Annotated in this window: 20 protein-coding genes and 1 pseudogene; 10 read left to right on the top strand and 11 right to left on the bottom strand. The window is 68.7% G+C overall.

Features of this window, described 5'->3' with window-relative positions:
• Positions 1 to 150 precede the first annotated feature (150 nt).
• The 4 genes from ACU6XJ_RS04005 (at position 151) to ACU6XJ_RS03990 (ending at position 3327) form a co-directional block, all read left to right on the top strand.
• A complete protein-coding gene (locus ACU6XJ_RS04005) occupies positions 151 to 510 on the top strand; it encodes a hypothetical protein (RefSeq protein WP_476306956.1) in 360 nt (119 codons plus the stop codon).
• Positions 507 to 1103: a DUF3558 domain-containing protein gene (locus ACU6XJ_RS04000; RefSeq protein ID WP_476306954.1), complete on the top strand. Its 597-nt coding sequence runs from the start codon at positions 507 to 509 to the stop codon at positions 1101 to 1103. Before ACU6XJ_RS04005 ends, ACU6XJ_RS04000 begins: the two co-directional genes overlap by 4 nt.
• Positions 1103 to 2368, top strand: coding sequence for a PPE domain-containing protein (locus ACU6XJ_RS03995; RefSeq protein WP_476306952.1), 1266 nt, complete (start codon positions 1103 to 1105; stop codon positions 2366 to 2368). Before ACU6XJ_RS04000 ends, ACU6XJ_RS03995 begins: the two co-directional genes overlap by 1 nt.
• Positions 2369 to 2538: 170 nt before the next feature.
• Positions 2539 to 3327 (top strand): ESX secretion-associated protein EspG, encoded by a 789-nt coding sequence (locus ACU6XJ_RS03990; protein WP_476306950.1) that lies wholly within the window; start codon positions 2539 to 2541, stop codon positions 3325 to 3327.
• A gap of 57 nt (positions 3328 to 3384) precedes the next feature.
• Here ACU6XJ_RS03990 and ACU6XJ_RS03985 read toward each other — a convergent pair whose 3' ends face one another.
• From ACU6XJ_RS03985 to ACU6XJ_RS03955, 7 genes and pseudogenes are all read right to left on the bottom strand, one after another.
• On the bottom strand, positions 3385 to 4068 hold the full coding sequence (locus ACU6XJ_RS03985; RefSeq protein ID WP_476306948.1) for a S1 family peptidase: 684 nt from the start codon (positions 4066 to 4068) through the stop codon (positions 3385 to 3387).
• 282 nt (positions 4069 to 4350) lie between these two features.
• Positions 4351 to 5028 carry a S1 family peptidase gene (locus ACU6XJ_RS03980; protein ID WP_476306946.1) on the bottom strand — a complete coding sequence of 226 codons (678 nt, stop codon included), beginning with the start codon at positions 5026 to 5028 and terminating at the stop codon, positions 4351 to 4353.
• 187 nt (positions 5029 to 5215) lie between these two features.
• The gene (locus ACU6XJ_RS03975) at positions 5216 to 5467 is read right to left on the bottom strand and encodes a hypothetical protein (RefSeq protein ID WP_476314109.1); all 252 of its coding nucleotides are present in this window, start codon (positions 5465 to 5467) and stop codon (positions 5216 to 5218) included.
• 40 nt (positions 5468 to 5507) lie between these two features.
• Positions 5508 to 5582, bottom strand: a pseudogene (locus ACU6XJ_RS03970) (trypsin-like serine protease); the annotation flags it as partial.
• Between the two features lie 246 nt (positions 5583 to 5828).
• Positions 5829 to 6500, bottom strand: coding sequence for a S1 family peptidase (locus ACU6XJ_RS03965; protein WP_476306945.1), 672 nt, complete (start codon positions 6498 to 6500; stop codon positions 5829 to 5831).
• A 332-nt stretch (positions 6501 to 6832) separates the two neighbouring features.
• Positions 6833 to 7516, bottom strand: a complete 684-nt coding sequence (locus ACU6XJ_RS03960; protein ID WP_476306944.1) for a S1 family peptidase — start codon at positions 7514 to 7516, stop codon at positions 6833 to 6835.
• 92 nt (positions 7517 to 7608) lie between these two features.
• Positions 7609 to 8283, bottom strand: coding sequence for a S1 family peptidase (locus ACU6XJ_RS03955; protein WP_476306942.1), 675 nt, complete (start codon positions 8281 to 8283; stop codon positions 7609 to 7611).
• A 206-nt stretch (positions 8284 to 8489) separates the two neighbouring features.
• Here ACU6XJ_RS03955 and ACU6XJ_RS03950 point away from each other — a divergent pair, with 206 nt between their 5' ends.
• From ACU6XJ_RS03950 to ACU6XJ_RS03940, 3 genes are all read left to right on the top strand, one after another.
• On the top strand, positions 8490 to 10016 hold the full coding sequence (locus ACU6XJ_RS03950) for an alkaline phosphatase D family protein (RefSeq protein ID WP_476313799.1): 1527 nt from the start codon (positions 8490 to 8492) through the stop codon (positions 10014 to 10016).
• 276 nt (positions 10017 to 10292) lie between these two features.
• Positions 10293 to 10703: a nucleoside-diphosphate kinase gene (gene ndk, locus ACU6XJ_RS03945; RefSeq protein WP_476306940.1), complete on the top strand. Its 411-nt coding sequence runs from the start codon at positions 10293 to 10295 to the stop codon at positions 10701 to 10703.
• Between the two features lie 81 nt (positions 10704 to 10784).
• Positions 10785 to 11360, top strand: coding sequence for a GNAT family N-acetyltransferase (locus tag ACU6XJ_RS03940; protein WP_476306938.1), 576 nt, complete (start codon positions 10785 to 10787; stop codon positions 11358 to 11360).
• On the opposite strand, the gene ACU6XJ_RS03935 is transcribed toward ACU6XJ_RS03940, so the two are convergent.
• Together ACU6XJ_RS03935 and ACU6XJ_RS03930 are read right to left on the bottom strand one after the other, a co-directional pair.
• On the bottom strand, positions 11316 to 12836 hold the full coding sequence (locus ACU6XJ_RS03935; protein WP_476306936.1) for an MFS transporter: 1521 nt from the start codon (positions 12834 to 12836) through the stop codon (positions 11316 to 11318). The two genes, ACU6XJ_RS03940 and ACU6XJ_RS03935, sit on opposite strands and share 45 nt — an antisense overlap.
• A 2-nt stretch (positions 12837 to 12838) precedes the next feature.
• Positions 12839 to 13489, bottom strand: coding sequence for an LppX_LprAFG lipoprotein (locus ACU6XJ_RS03930; protein WP_476306934.1), 651 nt, complete (start codon positions 13487 to 13489; stop codon positions 12839 to 12841).
• 143 nt (positions 13490 to 13632) lie between these two features.
• Here ACU6XJ_RS03930 and ACU6XJ_RS03925 point away from each other — a divergent pair, with 143 nt between their 5' ends.
• Genes ACU6XJ_RS03925 through ACU6XJ_RS03915 form a run of 3 tightly spaced genes read left to right on the top strand, consistent with a single transcriptional unit; the run spans position 13633 to position 16231 of the window.
• Positions 13633 to 14565, top strand: coding sequence for an ABC transporter ATP-binding protein (locus tag ACU6XJ_RS03925; protein ID WP_476306933.1), 933 nt, complete (start codon positions 13633 to 13635; stop codon positions 14563 to 14565).
• Positions 14565 to 15380: an ABC transporter permease gene (locus ACU6XJ_RS03920; RefSeq protein ID WP_476306932.1), complete on the top strand. Its 816-nt coding sequence runs from the start codon at positions 14565 to 14567 to the stop codon at positions 15378 to 15380. Before ACU6XJ_RS03925 ends, ACU6XJ_RS03920 begins: the two co-directional genes overlap by 1 nt.
• Positions 15380 to 16231, top strand: coding sequence for an ABC transporter permease (locus ACU6XJ_RS03915; protein WP_476306930.1), 852 nt, complete (start codon positions 15380 to 15382; stop codon positions 16229 to 16231). The genes ACU6XJ_RS03920 and ACU6XJ_RS03915 overlap by 1 nt, the downstream gene beginning before the upstream one ends.
• 3 nt (positions 16232 to 16234) lie before the next feature.
• Here the strand turns inward: ACU6XJ_RS03915 and ACU6XJ_RS03910 are convergent, their stop codons facing one another.
• Both ACU6XJ_RS03910 and ACU6XJ_RS03905 read right to left on the bottom strand, forming a co-directional pair.
• Entirely contained in the window at positions 16235 to 16960 is a 726-nt protein-coding gene (locus tag ACU6XJ_RS03910; RefSeq protein WP_476306929.1) for an SDR family NAD(P)-dependent oxidoreductase, read from the bottom strand.
• Positions 16957 to 17499, bottom strand: a complete 543-nt coding sequence (locus tag ACU6XJ_RS03905) for a 6-carboxytetrahydropterin synthase (RefSeq protein ID WP_476306928.1) — start codon at positions 17497 to 17499, stop codon at positions 16957 to 16959. Before ACU6XJ_RS03905 ends, ACU6XJ_RS03910 begins: the two co-directional genes overlap by 4 nt.
• Between the last annotated feature and the right edge of the window lies 1 nt (position 17500).

The following is a 17500-nucleotide window of genomic DNA, read 5'->3' as shown; positions in this document are numbered from 1 at the left end:
GCCGGCCTGCGAGCGCCATGCCCTTCGCGCGCGCGGATGGCGGGCCTCGCGGGTGGTCAAATCCGACTAACTGATTAGGCCCATTCCCGCCACACGCGTTCGGGCGATCTGGCATGCTTTCCGCAGAGTTGTGCGGAGGGGAGCGCTCGCATGTCGGAAAAGCTTACGTTCAGCGGCCAGACGCCAGGCGGCGTCACTCACAGCTTCCAGGTCGACCCCGCGGAAGCCAAGAAGCTCGTTACCGAGCTGCAAGAGGCTCACCGCGAGCTTCAGTTGCTGTATCAGGACGCGAGGAAGATCCAGCCGCCACCCGCGGGTGAAGACGGCGTCAGCAAGGCCACCCGTGAGCGGCTCGTCAAGCTGGGTTCGGATGATCCGGGCATGCATGGCCACGCCAACCTCCAGGCACGCCAGGCGTTGGAAAACATGATCAACAATCTCAACGCCGTGCTGCAGAACTACGAAACGACCGAAGCGAACAACCAGTCTGGTCTTGGGAGCAAGCAGTGAAGTTGAAGTCGGTAGCCGTACTGTTCGCCGCCGTGGCGCTCCTCGCCGGTTGCGGGGATGGCGGCACGAAGCCCGATGGCAACTCCTCGACCGCTCCGACCTCGTCGAGCGGCGGGCTGGCTCCCCCGGTCACCGGTCCCGAGCTGAGCTTCGGCAAGTACGAAAGCGACCCCTGCGCGATCTTCACTCCTGAGCAGTTGGCGTCTCTGAAGCTCAAGGCTCCCGGCGAGAAGCGGCCGAGCGACGATGGAAGCCAGTGCATCTTCGATGCAACCGAGTTCTCCACGGGAACCGACATCTACGTTGAGTTCATCACCAAGGGCGATGGCCTGGAGAGCTACTACCAGCAGAAGGATCGCTGGGGATTCTCCGAGCCCACCACGGTGAGCGGCTACCCCGGACTGAACTACGACACCCTTGACGGCAAGAAGGGCGACTGCGCCACCGCGGTCGGTGTCGGCAAGAAGCTTGTCCTTGACTTCAGCATCTTCGCGAAGAGCCAGTCACCGGACTACGGCGACGGCAAGGCCTGCAAGGCCGGTGAGAGGGTCGCCGCGATCGTGATCGCCAATCTCCAAAAGGGGGGTAGTTGATGACTGAGTACACGGGCAACCAGTGCTACGGCACGGTCAACGGTAAAGAGGTCTACAACCAACTCCACGCGGGCCCCGGATCCGAGGCGCTCAACAATGCGAGCCGGGAATGGCAGAACGTTGCCAACGGCTACATCAAGATCAAGGACCGCATCGACAAGGCCATGAACACCTACGCCGTGTGGGAGGGCAAGGCCGCGGACGCCTCGAAACAGGCGATCACCCCGATGGGGGAGTGGGCCGAGGCGACCCGCTCGACGGGGACTTCCACCTCGGGGGCAATAGGCCTCGAGGCCACCAACTTCACCTGGGCGAAGAACAACGTCCAGAATCCGCCGGACGTCCCCGACAAGCCGATGCTCAACGGGCTCGCGTGGTGGGAGACCGACTACGACGAGGCGAAGCGCAAGAACGCCGAGGCGGACCAGCACAACGCGCGGATCTACAACCAGTACTCCGCCTCGAACGCCAGCAACATCGGTGGAATCCAGGCGTTCAAGACGCCCGCCCAGGTGACCACCGAGGCGCTCACCCCGCCGCCTCCGCCGGAGCCGCCGGGTAAGCGGCCGAGGATTCCGTCCAAGCCGGGCACCGGCACGGGGCGGAGTGGCACCGGTACCGATGGCGGCGGGAACTACACGCCTGGCGGCGTCGGCTCCATCCCGGGTATCGGTGACCAGCCGGGCGGCGTGGGCCAGCAGAACGTGATCCCGCCGATCAGCCCACCGATCGGACCCACGCCTCCGCCGATCGGACCCGGCCCCGGGCCTGGCCCCGGACCCGGTCCGTACCCGCCCGGCCCCATCGGCCCCGGTTGGCCGGGTGGTCCGGGCAATGGACCCGGCGGTCCCGGTGGCCAGGGCAATCGCCCCGGAACCGGTCCCGGCGGCATGGGCCGACCCGGTGGCTTCGGCCCCTCAGGCAGCGGCGGTGGTTCGGGCGGTGCGGGTAACCGCTTCGGCCCGGCCGGTAGCGGCGGGTTCGGCGGTGCCGGTGCGGGTCGCGCGGGCTTCGGCCCCGGCGGCGCGGGCGGCATGCTCGACCCCGATGGACCTGGCGGCGCCCGCAGCGGTGCGGGTGGTGCCGGTGCCCGCGGTGCAGCAGGTGCGGGCGGTATGGGTGGCATGGGCGCCGGTGGTGGCGCGGGCCGCGGCGGTGACGACGACAAGGAACACCGCACCGCCAGCTACCTGGTCAGCGAGGACCACGGCAACGAGATCGTCGGCGACCTGCCCAAGGTCGTCCCGCCGGTCATTGGCGGCTGACAACGGCAATGGCCTGCGACGCCCACGCCGGGCGGCGCAGGCCACGCCACGATGATCGGCCGCTCGGGTGGGCGAAGTGCCGGGCATGTCCGGCGAGTGGGATACCAGTGCACGACAGGTGAGTGGTAGGACGAGCCCTACCACTCACGGCTTTGGAACAGGGGGAACCTGTGCTGCCCGGCGGGAAAGTCACCATCTCGGGGATCGCGTTCTACACGGCCTGGTTGGCCGAGGGCTACCAGGAGCCGCATCAGGCGCTGCTCGCCGAGCCCAACCACGGCGCCGAGGTGTCCGAGTTGGAGCGCAGGGGCTGGGACGAGCTGGACAACAAGGGCCTCGCCGCCCGTGGGCGCGTCGATGTCGAGTTCGCCGATGTGCTGATGCTGGTCGCCAAGCCCGCCGTCGAGTACTACGGATACTTCTGGCCGACCAGCGAGGATGACGAGCACACCGTCTTCGTCGGCGTTGGGCGCAGCAACGCGGTGCGCATCGTCAAGCAGGCCAACAACTTCACCATCGACGAGGTGCGCGCCGACCAGGCCGTGGAGGCCGCGGTGTCGGTGCTGCCCAATGTGCCGCCGGGCAAGGGGCAGGTCATCTCGCTGCCGGAGAGCGTGCTCAAGGGCGGCGGGCAGAGCAGCCGCTACCAGGACAACACCGCCAGCAGCGGCCTGCTGCAAAGCGTTGGCAGCCGCACCCAGGGCGACGCCCGGCTCGTGGAGCAGGTCAAGCAGCTGATGGGCCAGCCCCGAACCGGCGGCGGCCAGCTCATCAAGGCCGCCCGCGATCACCTCGGCCGCAAGCAGCGCACCGCCGACCCGCTGTCCTACGTGGACATCCAGGAGAACGGCCGGTGGCTCACCGAGCGGCAGAAGGGCTCCGATGGCCAGCCCTGGCTCACCATCGCCCCGGCAACCTTCCAGCTCATCACCGGCCGTCTGCGCGATCTGCCGGTCTGAAACGCCGAGAATCCCCGGGGCGCAGCGCCTGCCCCGGGGATTCTCGGTCGGTGAACGTCAGATACCCGAGACGGACCTGATCCAGGAGCGGGCCTTGGCCACGCTGCCGTAGGTCTGGTTGTAGTCGCAGTTGGCCGAGGACGCGACGCCGACCTGCCTGCCGTTGTAGAACTGCGGGCCGCCGGAGTCACCCTTCCACGCGTAGCCGTTGATGCCGGTGGAGTAGATGCCGGGACCACCCTCCCAGTCGCGAGCGGTGGTGCTGTCGACACGCACCGACGCGGTCTTCATCTGGTCGGGGGCCGAGCCGTTGCAGCTGGTGCGGCCCCAGCCGTAGATGTAGTTGGTGGAGCCGACAGGCGGGTCGCTGTCGGCCAGGGTGACCGCGCTTGCGCTGACCGACTGGGCAAGCTCCATCAGCGCCAGGTCGCCGTTGGAGTAGGAGTGCTGGACGCGCACGGTCACCGAGGTGCCCCGTGAGCGGTAGGCGCTGCCCACCCGCACGGTGGCGTTGCTGCCGGTGCAGTGGTCCGCGGTCAGCACCCAGCGGGAGCCGATCACGGTGCCGGAGCAGTTGAACTGGCCGCCGATGTAGATCGCGGCGGCCCATGGAGCGGAACTGACGTACGAGCCGCCCACGATGAGCGGGCTGACGGTGGCGGATGCGGCGGGAACCACGCCTGCGCTCAGCGACAGGGCGAGGACGGCGCCCGCGAGGGCGCCCAGGATCTTGCGGTGCAAGGAATGCTCCCTTCCCGGCCGAAAGCAGGGGACGGCCGGAATGTGGTGTGCAGGGATGCCCTCGCCGCCGCGACGGGCCGGTGAGCAGGGGGGAACACCGGAATTCGTGGCGGGCGGCGACGGCAGCACGACCGTAACTCAAGGATGTGAAATAGGGAACAGACATCTCATCAACACCGAATCCAGCACATCAATTCGGAAAGCCCGAAATTCAACTGAATAGAGCCTGTAAACGGTGAAAAAAAGGGGACGAGCCGAAGCCCGCCCCCTCGCGAATCAGGTTCAGACGCCGGAGATCTGCTTGATCCAGGACCGGCCTTTCGCCACGCTGGCGTAGTTCTGGTGGTTGGCGCAGTCCGCGGTGGACGCCACGCCCACCACCTCGTCGTTGTACATCTGCGGGCCGCCGGAGTCGCCCTTCCACGCGTAGCCATTGATCCCGGTCGACCGCAGCGCAGGGCCGCGGTAGGCGTCGGTGGTGGTGCCGTCCGCGCGCACCGAGGCGCGCTTGAGCTGCGCGGGCGGCGTGCCGTTGCAGCTTTCCCGGCCCCAGCCGTAGATGTAGTTGGTGGAGCCGACCGGCGGGTCCTGGGTGGCCAGCTTGACCGCGCCCGCGTTGACCGAGCCTGACAGCTTGAGCAAGGCGAGGTCGCCGCTGGAGTAGGAGTGCTGGGTCGCGACGGTGGCCTGCGTCCCCTGCTCGCGGATGGGGTTGCCGACCTTGACGGTCATGTTCTGCCCGAGGCAGTGCCGGGCGGTGAGCACCCACTGCGGGGCGATCACGCTGCCCGAGCAGCTGAACCGGCCGCCGATGTAGACGGCCGCGGCCCACGGCGCGGAGGTGACCTTCTCGCCGCCCACGATGTAGGGCTCGGCGTCAGTGGCGGTGGCAGTGGCGGGCAGTGCGAGCGACAGCCCGAGAACGGTGCCCGTGAGGGCGGCGAACAGTTTGCGACGCAAGGGAGACTCCCTTCCCGGCCGACCAAATGGCGGGACGGCCGGAAATCGTCCGGCAGGGTAAGCGTCGACGCGCGCAGGAAGCACGACAACGCACGCCAACCGTAACCCACGGAATAACGAGTCAGGAACAACAAGTTCGTCTGCGGCACAAGCGAATCGACGATGATTCAACAGTTGAACACCTCGTTCAACCGCCCATCACCCAGTCGATCCAGTAACGGTTGCCCGCCACGCTCGCGTACCACTGCATCTGCTCCTGGCGGTCTTCATCACCGAGGGGGTTGACCGTGTCGCAGTTGTCCGACCCCCATCCGTAAATCTGGTTGATCGAGGCCACCGGCGGGTTCTGCGTAGCCATCCGGATCGGCGTGGCATCGGTCGGCGCAGCCGGCTTCAACAGCAGCAGGTCGCCCGCGTGGTGCTTGCGGAAGGACGCCACCGCGAGCCGCTGACCCTGCTCGCGGTCGCTTCCTGGCGCGGACGTTGATCGTCTCTTTGAAGCAGTGCAGCGCGGTGATCACCCACTGCTTGGCGGGCACGGAACCGGAGCACACGAACTGCTCATCCCAGTAGATGGCGCGGCCCACGGCGCGGAGGACACGGTCTCCCCGCCGACGATGTAGGGCTTGATGTCCTCGCTCGCCGAGACGGGTGCGGCCGCGGAAAGGCCGAGTGCGACCAAGGCCGTGCTGATTGTCAAACGCAAGGCAACTCCTCGCTCACGCGATACGCATCGCGATTCGGCGGCGGCCTGTGCGCGAAAAGCGGCGCCCGGAAAGTCCCGGGCGCCGCGGAGAAACTCAGACTCCGGAAATCTGGCGGATCCAGGAATGCCCGCGGGCCACGCTGGCGTACCACTGGTGCCCGGAGCAGTCGGCGGTGGACGCGACGCCGACGACGGTGTCGTTGTACATCTGCGGGCCGCCGGAGTCGCCCTTCCAGGCGTATCCGTTCTGTCCCGTGGTGGCGATGGCCGGACCGTTGTAGGCGTCGGTGTCCATGCCGTCCACCCGTACCGAGGCGCGCTTCATCTGGCCGGGCAGGGTGCCGTTGCAGTCCTGGCCTCCCCAGCCGTAGATGTAGTTGGTGGAGCCCGTCGGCGGGTCCTGGTCGGCCAGCCGCACGGGGGTGGCGCTGACCGAGTTGGCGAGCTTGAGCAGGGCGAGGTCACCGCTGGAGTAGGCCTGGGTCGAGGCGACGGTGGCCTGCTGGCCCTGCTCCTTGACCACGTTGCCCACCCGGACACTCATGCTCTGTCCGAGGCAGTGCCGGGCGGTGAGCACCCAGTCGGCGGCGATGACGCTGCCGGAACAGCTGAAGCGCCCGTTGATGTAGACGGCCGCCGCCCACGGAGCGGAGCTGACGTTCTCGCCGCCCACGATGTAGGGCTCGACTTCGGTGGCGGTGGCGGGCATGGCGAGGGACAGCCCGAGTGCGGTGGCGGTGATCGCGGCGAACAGTGTGCGACGCAAGGGAGACTCCCTTCCCGGCCACGCGAGGGCTGCGGCCGGAAAATCGTCTGTGCAGGGTTACACCGTCTCTCGACGGATGACTGGAACGTAATGCACGCCCCGGCGCGAGAAAACCGGTATAAGGCCGACGGAAGGCGATATCGCCGGTGCCCTATACCGCCTTTCGTCGACAAATCCCCGGAATTGGATTCGGACATTTTCCCTAGCGGGCACCGGAGGTCGTCCCGGCGCGAGGGGCACGCCGGGACGACCGTGCCGGGCCTGGCACGCACCGGGAAACGGTCAGGCAAACGCGATAACTCTTCCCGATAACGTCGGCGTAGGAAGGGAAATCACACGCCCGAATGCTGGGTGATCCACTGTCGGTACTTGGGCACACTCGTGTAGTACTGCGCCTTCTGGCCGCAGTTTCCGGTGGACAGCACGCCGACCTGCACGCCGTCCGAGAACTGCGGTCCGCCGGAATCGCCGGTGTGGGCGTGGCCGGTGACGCCGACGCTGCCGATCGCGGAGCCGCCGTACCAGTCCTTGTCCGTGACAGACCTGATCTTCACATCCGCCGTCTTGAGGGCGGGGGAGAGACCGCCGTTGGTGCAGGCGGTCAGGCCCCAGCCGAAGATTCGGTTGGTGGCGCCTGCCGCGGGTTCGGTGTCGGCGAGCTTCGAGTAGGTGGTCTGCACCGGCGTGGCCAGCTTCAACAACGCGAGGTCGGCGCCCGTGTGCTCGATGATCGTGGCCACCGCGACCGACTGCGCCTCGGCGTGCCGGACCTTGCCGACGCGCACGCTGACCGACTTCGAGTTCTCGCCGGTCTTGAGGCTTTCGATGCAGTGCCGGGCCGTCAGCACCCAGTCGGCGGCGATGATGGTGCCCGAGCAGGGCCCGAACTCCTTGGCCAGCACGTGCGCCGCCCACGGCGCCTCCGATGCCGTCGTGCCGTCCACAACGGAGTTCGCGGTACCGGGCAGAATGGCCGAGAACAACGCGGCAAGGCCCGCGATCGTCCTGAAACGCATGATGAGCGCTCCTTGTATTCGATTGTTGCAGGGATGCAAGTACCATAACGTTGTGCCGGGAAACTTCCGAGCATCAGACCGATTTCACAGATTTACACACCCGAAATCCTGCGAATCCATGGGCGGATTCCCGCGATGCTGACGTAGTAGGACTCCTTCTCGGTGCCCCAGGACGCCAAGCCCACCTGGTTGCCCTCGTGGAACTGCGGTCCGCCGTCGTCGCCGACCGTCGGCGCGCCGTCGAGGTTCTCGTTGCACATCGCCCGCGCCTTGCGGTCCCAGTCCCGGCACTCGGTGCTGGTCACCTTGGCCCTGCTCACCTTCAGCACGGGCGAGGCGGCGGGATCGTCCACCTTGGTCGCGCCCCAGCCGAACAACTCGGTCACCGCACCCACCGGCGGGTCCACTTCGGCAAGGCGCACGGGGATCGCCTCGACGGGCGTGGCCAGTCGCAACAACGCCGCGTCGGCGCCGTTCTCGCCGAGTTCGAAGCCCGCCACCACCGCCTCGACGCCCTCGGCGTGCCGCACACTGCCCACCCGCACCGTCAGCGCGCCGGACCGGGCACAGTTGCGGGCGGTCAGCACCCATTCCGGTGCGATGACCGTGCCGGAACAGCCGAAATGGCCCTCGTAGAGCACCGCGGCCGCCCACGGCGCGGAGGTAGCCTCGTTCCCGCCGACGATGTAGGTTCCCGCGGGAGCGGCGGCCGCCGTGCCGCCCGCACCCAGCGCCGCGCAGGTCAACGCGATCAGTAACGCACGCATGGCAACTCCTGTGATGGCGGCGGCCGAACACCGGAGGCGAACTGTGGCCAAAAATAGGTCGAGAAAGTGTCCTGCGAAATGATTCGCTTCTCGGTTACGACATTTGCCGCGCCCGCTCTGCCATTCGGCTCGCGCCGAGAGTCGACCCCAGTTCATCTGACGGTCTCGCATTGGTCGAATTGATCAGGTAGAACCGGGCCGTGCGAATTCCTGGGGAGAACACCGTCGACCGCCGGACGATCTTCAAGGCCGCGGCCCTCGCGGGCGCGGCAAGCCTGTTGCCCGCCGCGCCCGCGGGTGCCGCGAGCCTGGTGCGCGGCGACCGCCCGGTGTTGACCCACGGCCTGCAACTGGGCCGGTCCGAGCAGGGCGTCGTGGTGTGGGCCCGCGCCGATCAGCCGTCCTCGCTGCTGGTGGAGGTGGCCGACAATCCCGAGTTCCGCCGCGCCCGGAGGCTGCGGGGACCGCTGCTCACCCCGCGCACCGACGGCACCGGCGAGCTACTGCTGCCCGGTCTGCCGCCGGGCCGCGAACTGCATGTCCGGGTCACCGCCGAAGGGCTGGACGGGCGCGGCGGTGGCGAACCGCTGACCGGCAGCTTCCGCACCCGGCCGCGGTCTGGTCAGCCGGTGCGCTTCGTGTGGTCCGGTGACGTGGTCGGCCAGAACTACGGCATCAATCCCGACCTCGGCGGCATGACCATCTTCTCCGCCATGGCCGCCCGCAGGCCCGACTTCTTCCTGCACAGCGGCGACACCGTCTATGCCGACGGCCCGTTGACCGAGCAGGTCACGCTGCCCGACGGGCGGATCTGGCGGAACCTGGTCACGCAGGAGAAGTCCAAGGTCGCCGAGACGCTGGCCGAGTACCGCGGCCAGTTCGCCTACAACCTGCTGGACAAGCACTACCGCGAGCTGATGGCCACCGCGCCGATGATCATGCAATGGGATGACCATGAGGTGGTCAACAACTGGTACCCCGGTGAGGTGCTCGCCGACGACCGCTACACCGAGAAGCGGGTCGACGTGCTGGCCGAGCGCGCCTTCCAGGCCTTCCACGAGTGGATGCCGGTGCGCCGCCAAGACGCGGTGGACGGCCGGATCTTCCGCAAGGTCGGCCACGGTCCGCTGCTGGACGTGTTCGTGCTGGACATGCGGACCTACCGGGACGCCAACTCGCCCGGCACCGCCGCCTACGAGCGCATCCTCGGCGATGCCCAGGCCCGCTGGCTGGTCCGCGAGCTCAAGCGCTCCCGCGCCACCTGGAAGGTCGTCGCCGCGGACATGCCGATCGGCCTGGTCGTGCCGGACGGCACCGCGATCGAGGCGGTGGCCAACAACCGGCCGGGCGTGCCGACCGGCCGGGAGGCGGAGATCGCCTGGGTGCTGCGCAACACCGCGGAGGTGTCCAATGTGGTCTGGCTGACCGCGGACGTCCACTACACCGCGGCTCACCACTACTCGCCGCAGCGCGCCGCGGTCGGTGATTTCGCGCCGTTCTGGGAGTTCGTGTCCGGACCTGCCAACGCGGGCGCCTTCGGTCCCGGCAAGCTGGACCCCACCTTTGGACCCGAGGTCGTCTACCACCGGGCGCCGCCGACGCAGAACGCCTCGCCGCTCGACGGCTACCTGCATTTCGGCGAGGTGGAGATCTCCGCACACGGGGAGTTCACCGTCCATCTGCGGGACGGAATCGGAAAATCGCTGTGGAGCACAACGCTGAGCGCCGATTAGTTGGCGTCGTTGTTGTTGTGCGGAGAATCGGTCTGTCCGCTCGACTGACAAAGTTGTCCGTTCAACGACTTTATTGGTCGTTCTCCCTGGTTTGACGCGGACAACGCACAGCACGCGGTGTTAGCGTGCCCCCGACTTCACAGACCGTGCCGACGGGGAGGTCGGTATGGAACGGCAGCGCACATATTCACTGTCGGGTCGCCTACCCACACCCCGGGTACACCCGGCTACGCTGCGCGCGTTCGAAGGACTTTTCACGAAGGAGAACCCGAGACCGTGAGTGAGCGCACTCTTGTTCTGGTCAAGCCCGACGGTGTCAGCCGCGGGCTTGTCGGAGAGGTGATCGGCCGGATCGAGCGCAAGGGCCTGCGGCTGGCCGCCCTGGAACTTCGCACGGTCGACCGTGAACTCGCCGAGCAGCACTACGCCGAGCACGACGGCAAGCCGTTCTTCGGCTCGCTGGTCGAGTTCATCACCTCCGGCCCCGTGGTGGCCGCTGTGGTGGAGGGCACCAGGGCGATCAGCGCGTTCCGCCAGCTGGCGGGCGGCACCGACCCGGTCGACAAGGCCACCCCCGGCACCATTCGCGGTGACTTCGGTCTGGAGGTCCAGTTCAACCTGGTCCACGGTTCCGACTCGCCGGAATCCGCCGCACGGGAGATCAAGCTGTGGTTCCCCGACCTGTGAGCCTCTGATGAGAAGCGCCGACGTGCCTGGTCTACGCGACGGCGCCGCACACGCCTCCGCCTCGGTACCGGCGGAGGCGCCATGACCACCGCCGCCATCCTCGGACCGACGCATCTGGACCACCCGCCGGTGGGTCTCGTCGAAGACCTCGCCGAACTGTGGCTGCGGGTGTCCCGCAGCGGCGGCGCGGTGGACTTCCGCCCCGATGTCGACCCGGACGCCGTGCGTGCCGCCTCCGTCCGGGTCGTCGCCGAGGTGACCGAGCGCCGCTCGCACCTGCTCGTGCTGACCAGCACCACCGACCTGCTCGGCGTCGTCCTGCTGGAGCCCGGCTCGCACGACGTGGTCCGCCATCGCGCGATGGTCAAGCGCCTCATGGTGGACCCGGCCATCCAGGGCCAGGGGTGGGGCGCCCGGCTGCTCACCGCCTGTCTCGACCTGGCCAGGGACTTCGGCCTGGAACAGCTGTACCTCTCGGCCCGCGACGGCACCGGCCTGCCGGAGTACTACGCGCGGCGCGGCTGGAAGGAAGTGGGCCGCTTCCCCGGCGGCGTCCGCGTCGCCAAGGGCGACGACCGCGACGAGGTGTGGTTCTACCAGCGGGTGGACCCGCTACCCGCCGACGGCTGCGTCCTCAGCCGGACGCGATACGCCTGACCGGCCATCCAGCAGCAGCCCGACCAGCGCCCCCAGCACGCAGATCGCGGCCGTGACGAGGAAGATCTCCCGGTACTCGGTGAGCAGCGCCTGGCTGACCGCGTCCTGATACGCCTTGAGCTGCCGTTGGAACTCCTCCGGCGGCACCCCGAACGGCAGCGGGGTGTTCAGCCCCGCCGTGAGCTGCTGGAACCGGGCGAAACCGTAGGCGGACAACGCCGAAATGCCGATCAGCATGCCCGCCATCCGCGCCACCACCGTCGCCGCCGAGGCCACCCCGTGCTGGGCGGCGTCCACCGCCCGCAGCGTCGCCGCCGCCACCGGCGCGATGATCAGCCCGAGGCCTAGCCCGGTGATCACCAGATCGGTGTCCAGCACCGGCAGCCGCAGCACGCCGAGGTCGTGCGTCGCCGCGAGCACCTCCCGAGGCCAGCGGCCGATCAGCACATAGCCCGCGGCGGCGATCAGCAGACCTGCCACCGTGACCAGGCGGTTGCCCAGCCGGGGTGCGAGCAGCCCGCCGAGCACCGCGCCGATCGGCAGCGCGATGAGGAACCGGGACAGCAGCGCCGCACCGCCCGCGGCGTCGCGGCCCAGCAGCGTCTGCGCGAACAGCTGCACGTCCACCAGCGTCACCATCAGCGCCGCGCCCGCGGCGAGGCTGGTGCCCAAGGCGGCGAGCAGCGGCCGCATCCGCGTACCCGCCGGGTCCAGCAGCCGCACCGTCGACCGCCGCTCCCACCACACGAACAGCACCAGCACCGCGACCGCGGCCAGCAGCACCGGCAGGCCCCAGGACGGCAGCACACCCCGCGCGGGATCGGGGTTGTACAACCCGATCACCATCAGCCCCAACGACAACGCCAGCAGCAGCCCGCCGACGTAGTCCACCCGCCGCGTCTCGGCGCGGGTGCCCGCGGGCACGGAGAAGTGCACGGCGATCATGGCGATCACCGCGAGCGGCACGTTCAGCCAGAACAGCCCGCGCCAACCCACCAGGGCGGCGACGGCCACGCCGTAGAGCGGTCCGAGCACGCTGCCCAGCTCCTGGGCCGCGCCCAGCCCGCCCAGCACCGTGGCGCGGCCCCGGTCCGCCCACAGATCGCCGACCAGCGCCATCGTCACCGGCAGCAGCGCGCCGCCCGCGATGCCCTGGATGGCGCGGCCCACCACCACCGGCGTCAGCGAGTCACCGGCCGCGGTGAGCACCGAGCCGAGCGCGAAACCCGCAAGGCACAGGTGGATCAGCGGTTTGCGGCCGTACCGGTCGGAGAGCTGCCCCAGCAGCGGCATGGCCGCCACATAGCCGAGCAGATACCCGGTGACCAGCGGGGTCGCGCGTTCCAGCCGGTTCAGCGGGATGCTCAGATCGCGGACGATGTCCACCAGGATGGTCACGACCACGTAGGCGTCCAGCGCGGCCAGCAGCACGGCCACCCCGCCGACGCCGATGGCGGTGGCCCGGCGACTGCCCATCCTCAGCCTGCCGGCGGGGTCACCGTGACCGGCTTGTTCAGGTCCGTGAACGTGGCCGTGAGCTTGGCGCCCTCACCGGGCAGCGGACAGGTGGCACGGAGGAGTTGGCTGTTGTTCGCATCCGTCCACACTTGGCAGGTCACGTCCGAGGTGGCGGTGGGGATCAACGCCGACAGCGACTCGCGGTCCACCGTCGCGGTGATCCGGTAGGTGTCGGTGCCGTCGATGCTGTCCTTGGCCTCGGTCTTGGCGTCCTTGGCCTTGGCCATCAGCGTGGACAGCCCACCCTGGGCGAGCAGCTTGCGCGGGTCGTAGACGGTGCCGATCACCGAGGCGGGCAACTGCTGGTAGCCGCCGGTGGCGCCCTTGAGGTACAGCTTGTCGCCGAGCAGCACGAACTGGAACTCGATCAGCTGGCCGACCTGGTCCAGCTTGGCGGTGCCCTTGGCGTCGCCGTTGTCGGCGAGATCGCCGTCGAGTTCGCGCAGCGGCAGCGACGGCTTGCCCTCGGTGCGGATCTGCAGGTGCGTCGAGCGCACCTCCTTCATCGCGGCGGAGGACTTCTGCAGCAGCTCACCGCCCGCGGGCACGTTGGTGGTGCTACCGGCGTCGTCACCGGTGCACGCGGAGGCCCCGAGCAGAGCCGTGAGCATCAAAACGGATCCGATTCGCCTGATCAACACACCCGGGAGCCTAGACCCGACCGGGTGTGATGGCACCAGCTCGAACGGCGGTGCCGCCGGAAGTAGTCATAAACGACGCGATTTTGTCGGTGCTCCTGCCTATCGTGTGCGTCGTGGGGGACAACGGACACCTCGTACACGCCGAAGGCCTGACCAAGCGCTTCGGGGACCTCGACGCGGTCCGCGGGATCGACGTCTCGGTCAGACGCGGCGAGGCCTTCGGCTTCCTCGGGCCCAACGGCGCCGGGAAGTCCTCCACCATGCGGATGATCGGCTGCGTCTCGCCGCGCACCGCGGGCACGCTGTCGGTGCTGGGCCTCGACCCGGACACCGAGGGCCCGGCGATCCGCGCCCGCATCGGCGTGGTGCCTCAACAGGACAGCCTGGACAACGAGCTGACCGTGCGGCAGAACCTGCACATCTACGGCCGCTACTTCGGGCTCTCCCGTTCCGAGGTGCGCGCCAAGGCCGCCGAGCTGCTGGAATTCGCGCAGCTGACCGAGCGTGCCGACGCGAGCGTGGACCCGCTCTCCGGCGGCATGAAACGCAGGCTTACCATCGCCCGCTCGCTGATCAACGACCCGGAACTGCTGCTGCTGGACGAACCCACCACGGGGCTGGACCCGCAGGCGCGGCATGTGCTGTGGGACCGGCTGTTCCGGCTCAAGCAGCAGGGCGTGACGCTCATCGTCACCACCCACTACATGGACGAGGCCGAGCAGCTGTGCGACCGGCTGGTGGTGATGAACGACGGCCAGATCGCCGCCGAAGGCTCCCCGGCGGAGCTGATCGCCCGCTACTCCACCCGCGAGGTGCTCGAACTGCGCTTCCCGCCCGGACAGCAGACCGGGGTGCTCGCCAAGGTCGACGGGCTGGCCGACCGGGTGGAGGAACTGCCCGACCGGCTGCTGCTCTACACCGCCGACGGCGAAGGCGCCCTCGCCGCCGCGCACCAGCGCGGGGTGCAGCCGATCTCCAGCCTGGTCCGCCGCAGCACCCTGGAGGACGTGTTCCTCCGCCTCACCGGCCGAAGGCTGGTCGACTGATGACCGCGACCGTGCTCACCCGCGCGGGGGGCCGCGTCGTCGGCCCGGTCAAGGCCGCTCTGCTGATCGTGGAGTGGTCCTGGACCTGGTACCGGCGCGGCTGGCGGGCCACGGTGGTCTCCGACGTCGTGCAGCCGGTGCTGTTCCTGCTGGCTATGGGCCTTGGCATGGGCGCGCTGGTCACCGAGGTCGAGGGCTACCCGGGACTGACCTACCTGCACTACCTCGCACCCGCGTTGCTCGTGGCGGCCGCGGTGCAGAACGCCACCTTCGAATCCACCTACGCGATCAACGCGGGTTTCAAATGGCACCGGCAGTACTTCGCGGTCACCGCCACGCCCATCACACCGGCCCAACTGGCCAACGGGCTGCTGCTGTGGATCGCGCTGCGCCTGCTCACCTCGGCCATCGCCTACCTGGTGATCGCCTACCTGCTCGGCGCCATGGACAACCTCGCCGCGGTCGGCACGGTCTTCATCGCCGTGCTCACCGGGATGGCCTTCTCGGCGCCGGTCGTCGCGCTCTCGGCCACGCTGAAAGGCGAGAGCGGTGCGTTCGAGGTGCTGTACCGGTTCGTGCTGCTCCCGATGATGCTGTTCGCCGGCACCTTCTTCCCGGTCTCCCGCCTGCCTGCCTGGATCGAGCCGCTGGCCTGGATCACCCCGCTGTGGCACGGCAACGAACTGGCCCGCGGCCTGGTGCTGGGCGGCCTGGGCGCGGTCCCCGCGTTGGGGCACCTCGCCTACCTGATCGCGATGGTCACGGTGGGTGCGGCGGTGTGCCAGTGGCGGTTCCGAGTTCGGCTGGTGACCTGATGACCGACACGATCACCCGCCCCGCGGGCAGGCGCGGGCAGCAGCGCGCAGGCCTGCTGCTGCGCATCGTGCCGCCCGGCCTGTACGTCGGACGCCCGCACGCGGTGCTGGAACGCAGCCTGATGGTGAACCGCCGAAGCTGGTACTCCTTCGTCACCGGCTTCTTCGAGCCGCTGTTCTACCTGTTCGCGCTCGGCGTCGGCTTCGGCAGCATGGTCGGCGGCGGGCTCACCGGCCCCGACGGCAGCCCCATCAGCTACGCCGCCTACGTCGCGCCCGGCCTGTTGGCCGCCTCCGCGATGAACGGTGCCATCGCCGAATCCACCTTCAACGTGTTCTTCAAGTTCAAGTACGCCAAGGTCTACGACGGTATGCTCGCCACCCCGCTGGGCCCGGTGGACGTGGCGATCGGCGAGATCTGGTGGTCGGTGCTGCGCGGCGGCATGTACTCGGTCGGCTTCATCACCGTCATGTTCGGCATGGGCCTGACCCACTCGCCGTGGGCATTGCTGGCCCTGCCCGCCGCCCTCATCGTGGCCTTCGGCTTCGCCGCCGCGGGCATGGCCTGCGCGACGTTCCTGCGCACCTGGCAGGACTTCGACCTGATCATCCTGGCCACCCTGCCGATGTTCCTGTTCAGCACCACGTTCTTCCCGCTGGAGATCTACCCGAGGGCCATCCAGGTGCTGGTTCAGGTGTTCCCGCTGTACCACGCCATCGAGCTGATGCGCGGCCTCACCACCGGCATCCTCGGCTGGGGCCTGCTCGGCCACCTCTCCTATTTCGTCGTGATGGGCGCGGTGGGAGCCGTCGTGGCGGCCCGCCGACTGCACAAGCTGCTGCTCAAGTGAGCGTCAGCGGTTGGAGAACAGCGGCACGTTGGCCCCGCTCGCCGCGGGCAGCAGGTGGTCGATCATCGCCAACGCCACCGGGGCCACCTCGGCGGGCGTGAGCCCGGCGCGCAGGTCCGGGGCGGATTCACGCAGCATCGCGGTGTCGACGGCGCCAGGGGACAGGCAGATCGCGCTGATGCCGGTGTCCCTGCCCTCTGTCGCAAGGCTTTCCACCATGCCCACCAGACCGGCCTTGCTGGTGGTGTAGGCGGCGAGGCCGGGGAACTTGTCGGTGCCGTAGATGCCGCCGATCGAGGACACGAACAGCATCCGCCCGCCGCCCGCCCGCGTCATCGGCTCCCACGCCCGACGCGCACACCGGAACGCTCCGTTGAGGTTGACCTCCAGCACGCCCGCCCACCGGGGCTCGTCCACCTCGGACACGGGGTGCTTGCCGAGCACACCGGCGGCGGCCACCAACAGGGTCGGATCGCCCAGTTCGCGTTCGACGGTCCCGAACAGCCACTCGACGTCCGTCGCGGACGCGACATCGCAGGCCACCGGAAGCGCGTGGCCGCCCGCCGCGTCGATCTCCGCCGCCACCTCCCGCAATGCCGATTCGTCGCGGGCGGCCAACGCCACCCGGACGCCCGCCCGCGCGAGTGCCACCGCGATGGCGCGGCCGATTCCCCTACTCGCTCCGGTGACGATGCCGATTCGGTCCGGCAACCAGGACCGCTGGGTCACTCCGCACCCCGGTATCTGGTCGCCCAGTTGAATTCGGTCTCCCGCAGCAGAACGCTGAACAGCAATCCATTGGGCACCGCTTCGTCCAGGCGCTGCCAAATGTTCTCGACCAGTACCTCGATTGTCGGAATCTGGCCGGAAAGCCACGGGACTTCGACATTGAGGTTCTTGTGGTCCAGCTCGTCGATCACCTGTTCCTTGATGATGGTGCCCAATCGGTCCAGGTCGAACAGAAATCCTGTGGCCGGGTCGATGGCGCCGCGCAGTGTGACTTCCAGCACGTAGTTGTGGCCGTGTCCGTGCGGGTTGCTGCATTTGCCGAAAGTGGCCCAGTTCTTCTCATCGGAGAACTCGGGGTTGAACAACCGGTGGCCGGAATTGAACGTTTCCCGCCGGGTAACGCAGACATCGGTCACCGGTTTCTCCTCCGGTATCGCTCGCGGGTGCACGGAAGTCTCGTTACGTTCGTACCCTATCGAGCGGTCGCATCGCCACGGTCCGGCCGAGCAGGCGGCCGCCACCGGGGAACCGACCCCCATC

It is taken from the genome of Actinorectispora metalli (assembly GCF_056323685.1).
Note: the sequence above shows the minus strand (reverse complement) of the source record. Positions and strands in the feature narration are given on the sequence as shown.

Excerpts from the sequence above, each read along its gene's own strand:
- ACU6XJ_RS03935 (WP_476306936.1), bottom strand. The coding sequence starts at position 12,836 with ATGGGCAGTCGCCGGGCCACCGCCATCGGCGTCGGCGGGGTGGCCGTG.
- ACU6XJ_RS03960 (WP_476306944.1), bottom strand. The coding sequence starts at position 7,516 with ATGCGTTTCAGGACGATCGCGGGCCTTGCCGCGTTGTTCTCGGCCATT.
- ACU6XJ_RS03940 (WP_476306938.1), top strand. The coding sequence starts at position 10,785 with ATGACCACCGCCGCCATCCTCGGACCGACGCATCTGGACCACCCGCCG.
- ACU6XJ_RS04005 (WP_476306956.1), top strand. The coding sequence starts at position 151 with ATGTCGGAAAAGCTTACGTTCAGCGGCCAGACGCCAGGCGGCGTCACT.
- ACU6XJ_RS03955 (WP_476306942.1), bottom strand. The coding sequence starts at position 8,283 with ATGCGTGCGTTACTGATCGCGTTGACCTGCGCGGCGCTGGGTGCGGGC.
- ACU6XJ_RS03995 (WP_476306952.1), top strand. The coding sequence starts at position 1,103 with ATGACTGAGTACACGGGCAACCAGTGCTACGGCACGGTCAACGGTAAA.
- ACU6XJ_RS03915 (WP_476306930.1), top strand. The coding sequence starts at position 15,380 with ATGACCGACACGATCACCCGCCCCGCGGGCAGGCGCGGGCAGCAGCGC.
- ACU6XJ_RS03930 (WP_476306934.1), bottom strand. The coding sequence starts at position 13,489 with ATGCTCACGGCTCTGCTCGGGGCCTCCGCGTGCACCGGTGACGACGCC.
- ACU6XJ_RS03920 (WP_476306932.1), top strand. The coding sequence starts at position 14,565 with ATGACCGCGACCGTGCTCACCCGCGCGGGGGGCCGCGTCGTCGGCCCG.
- ACU6XJ_RS03905 (WP_476306928.1), bottom strand. The coding sequence starts at position 17,499 with ATGGGGGTCGGTTCCCCGGTGGCGGCCGCCTGCTCGGCCGGACCGTGG.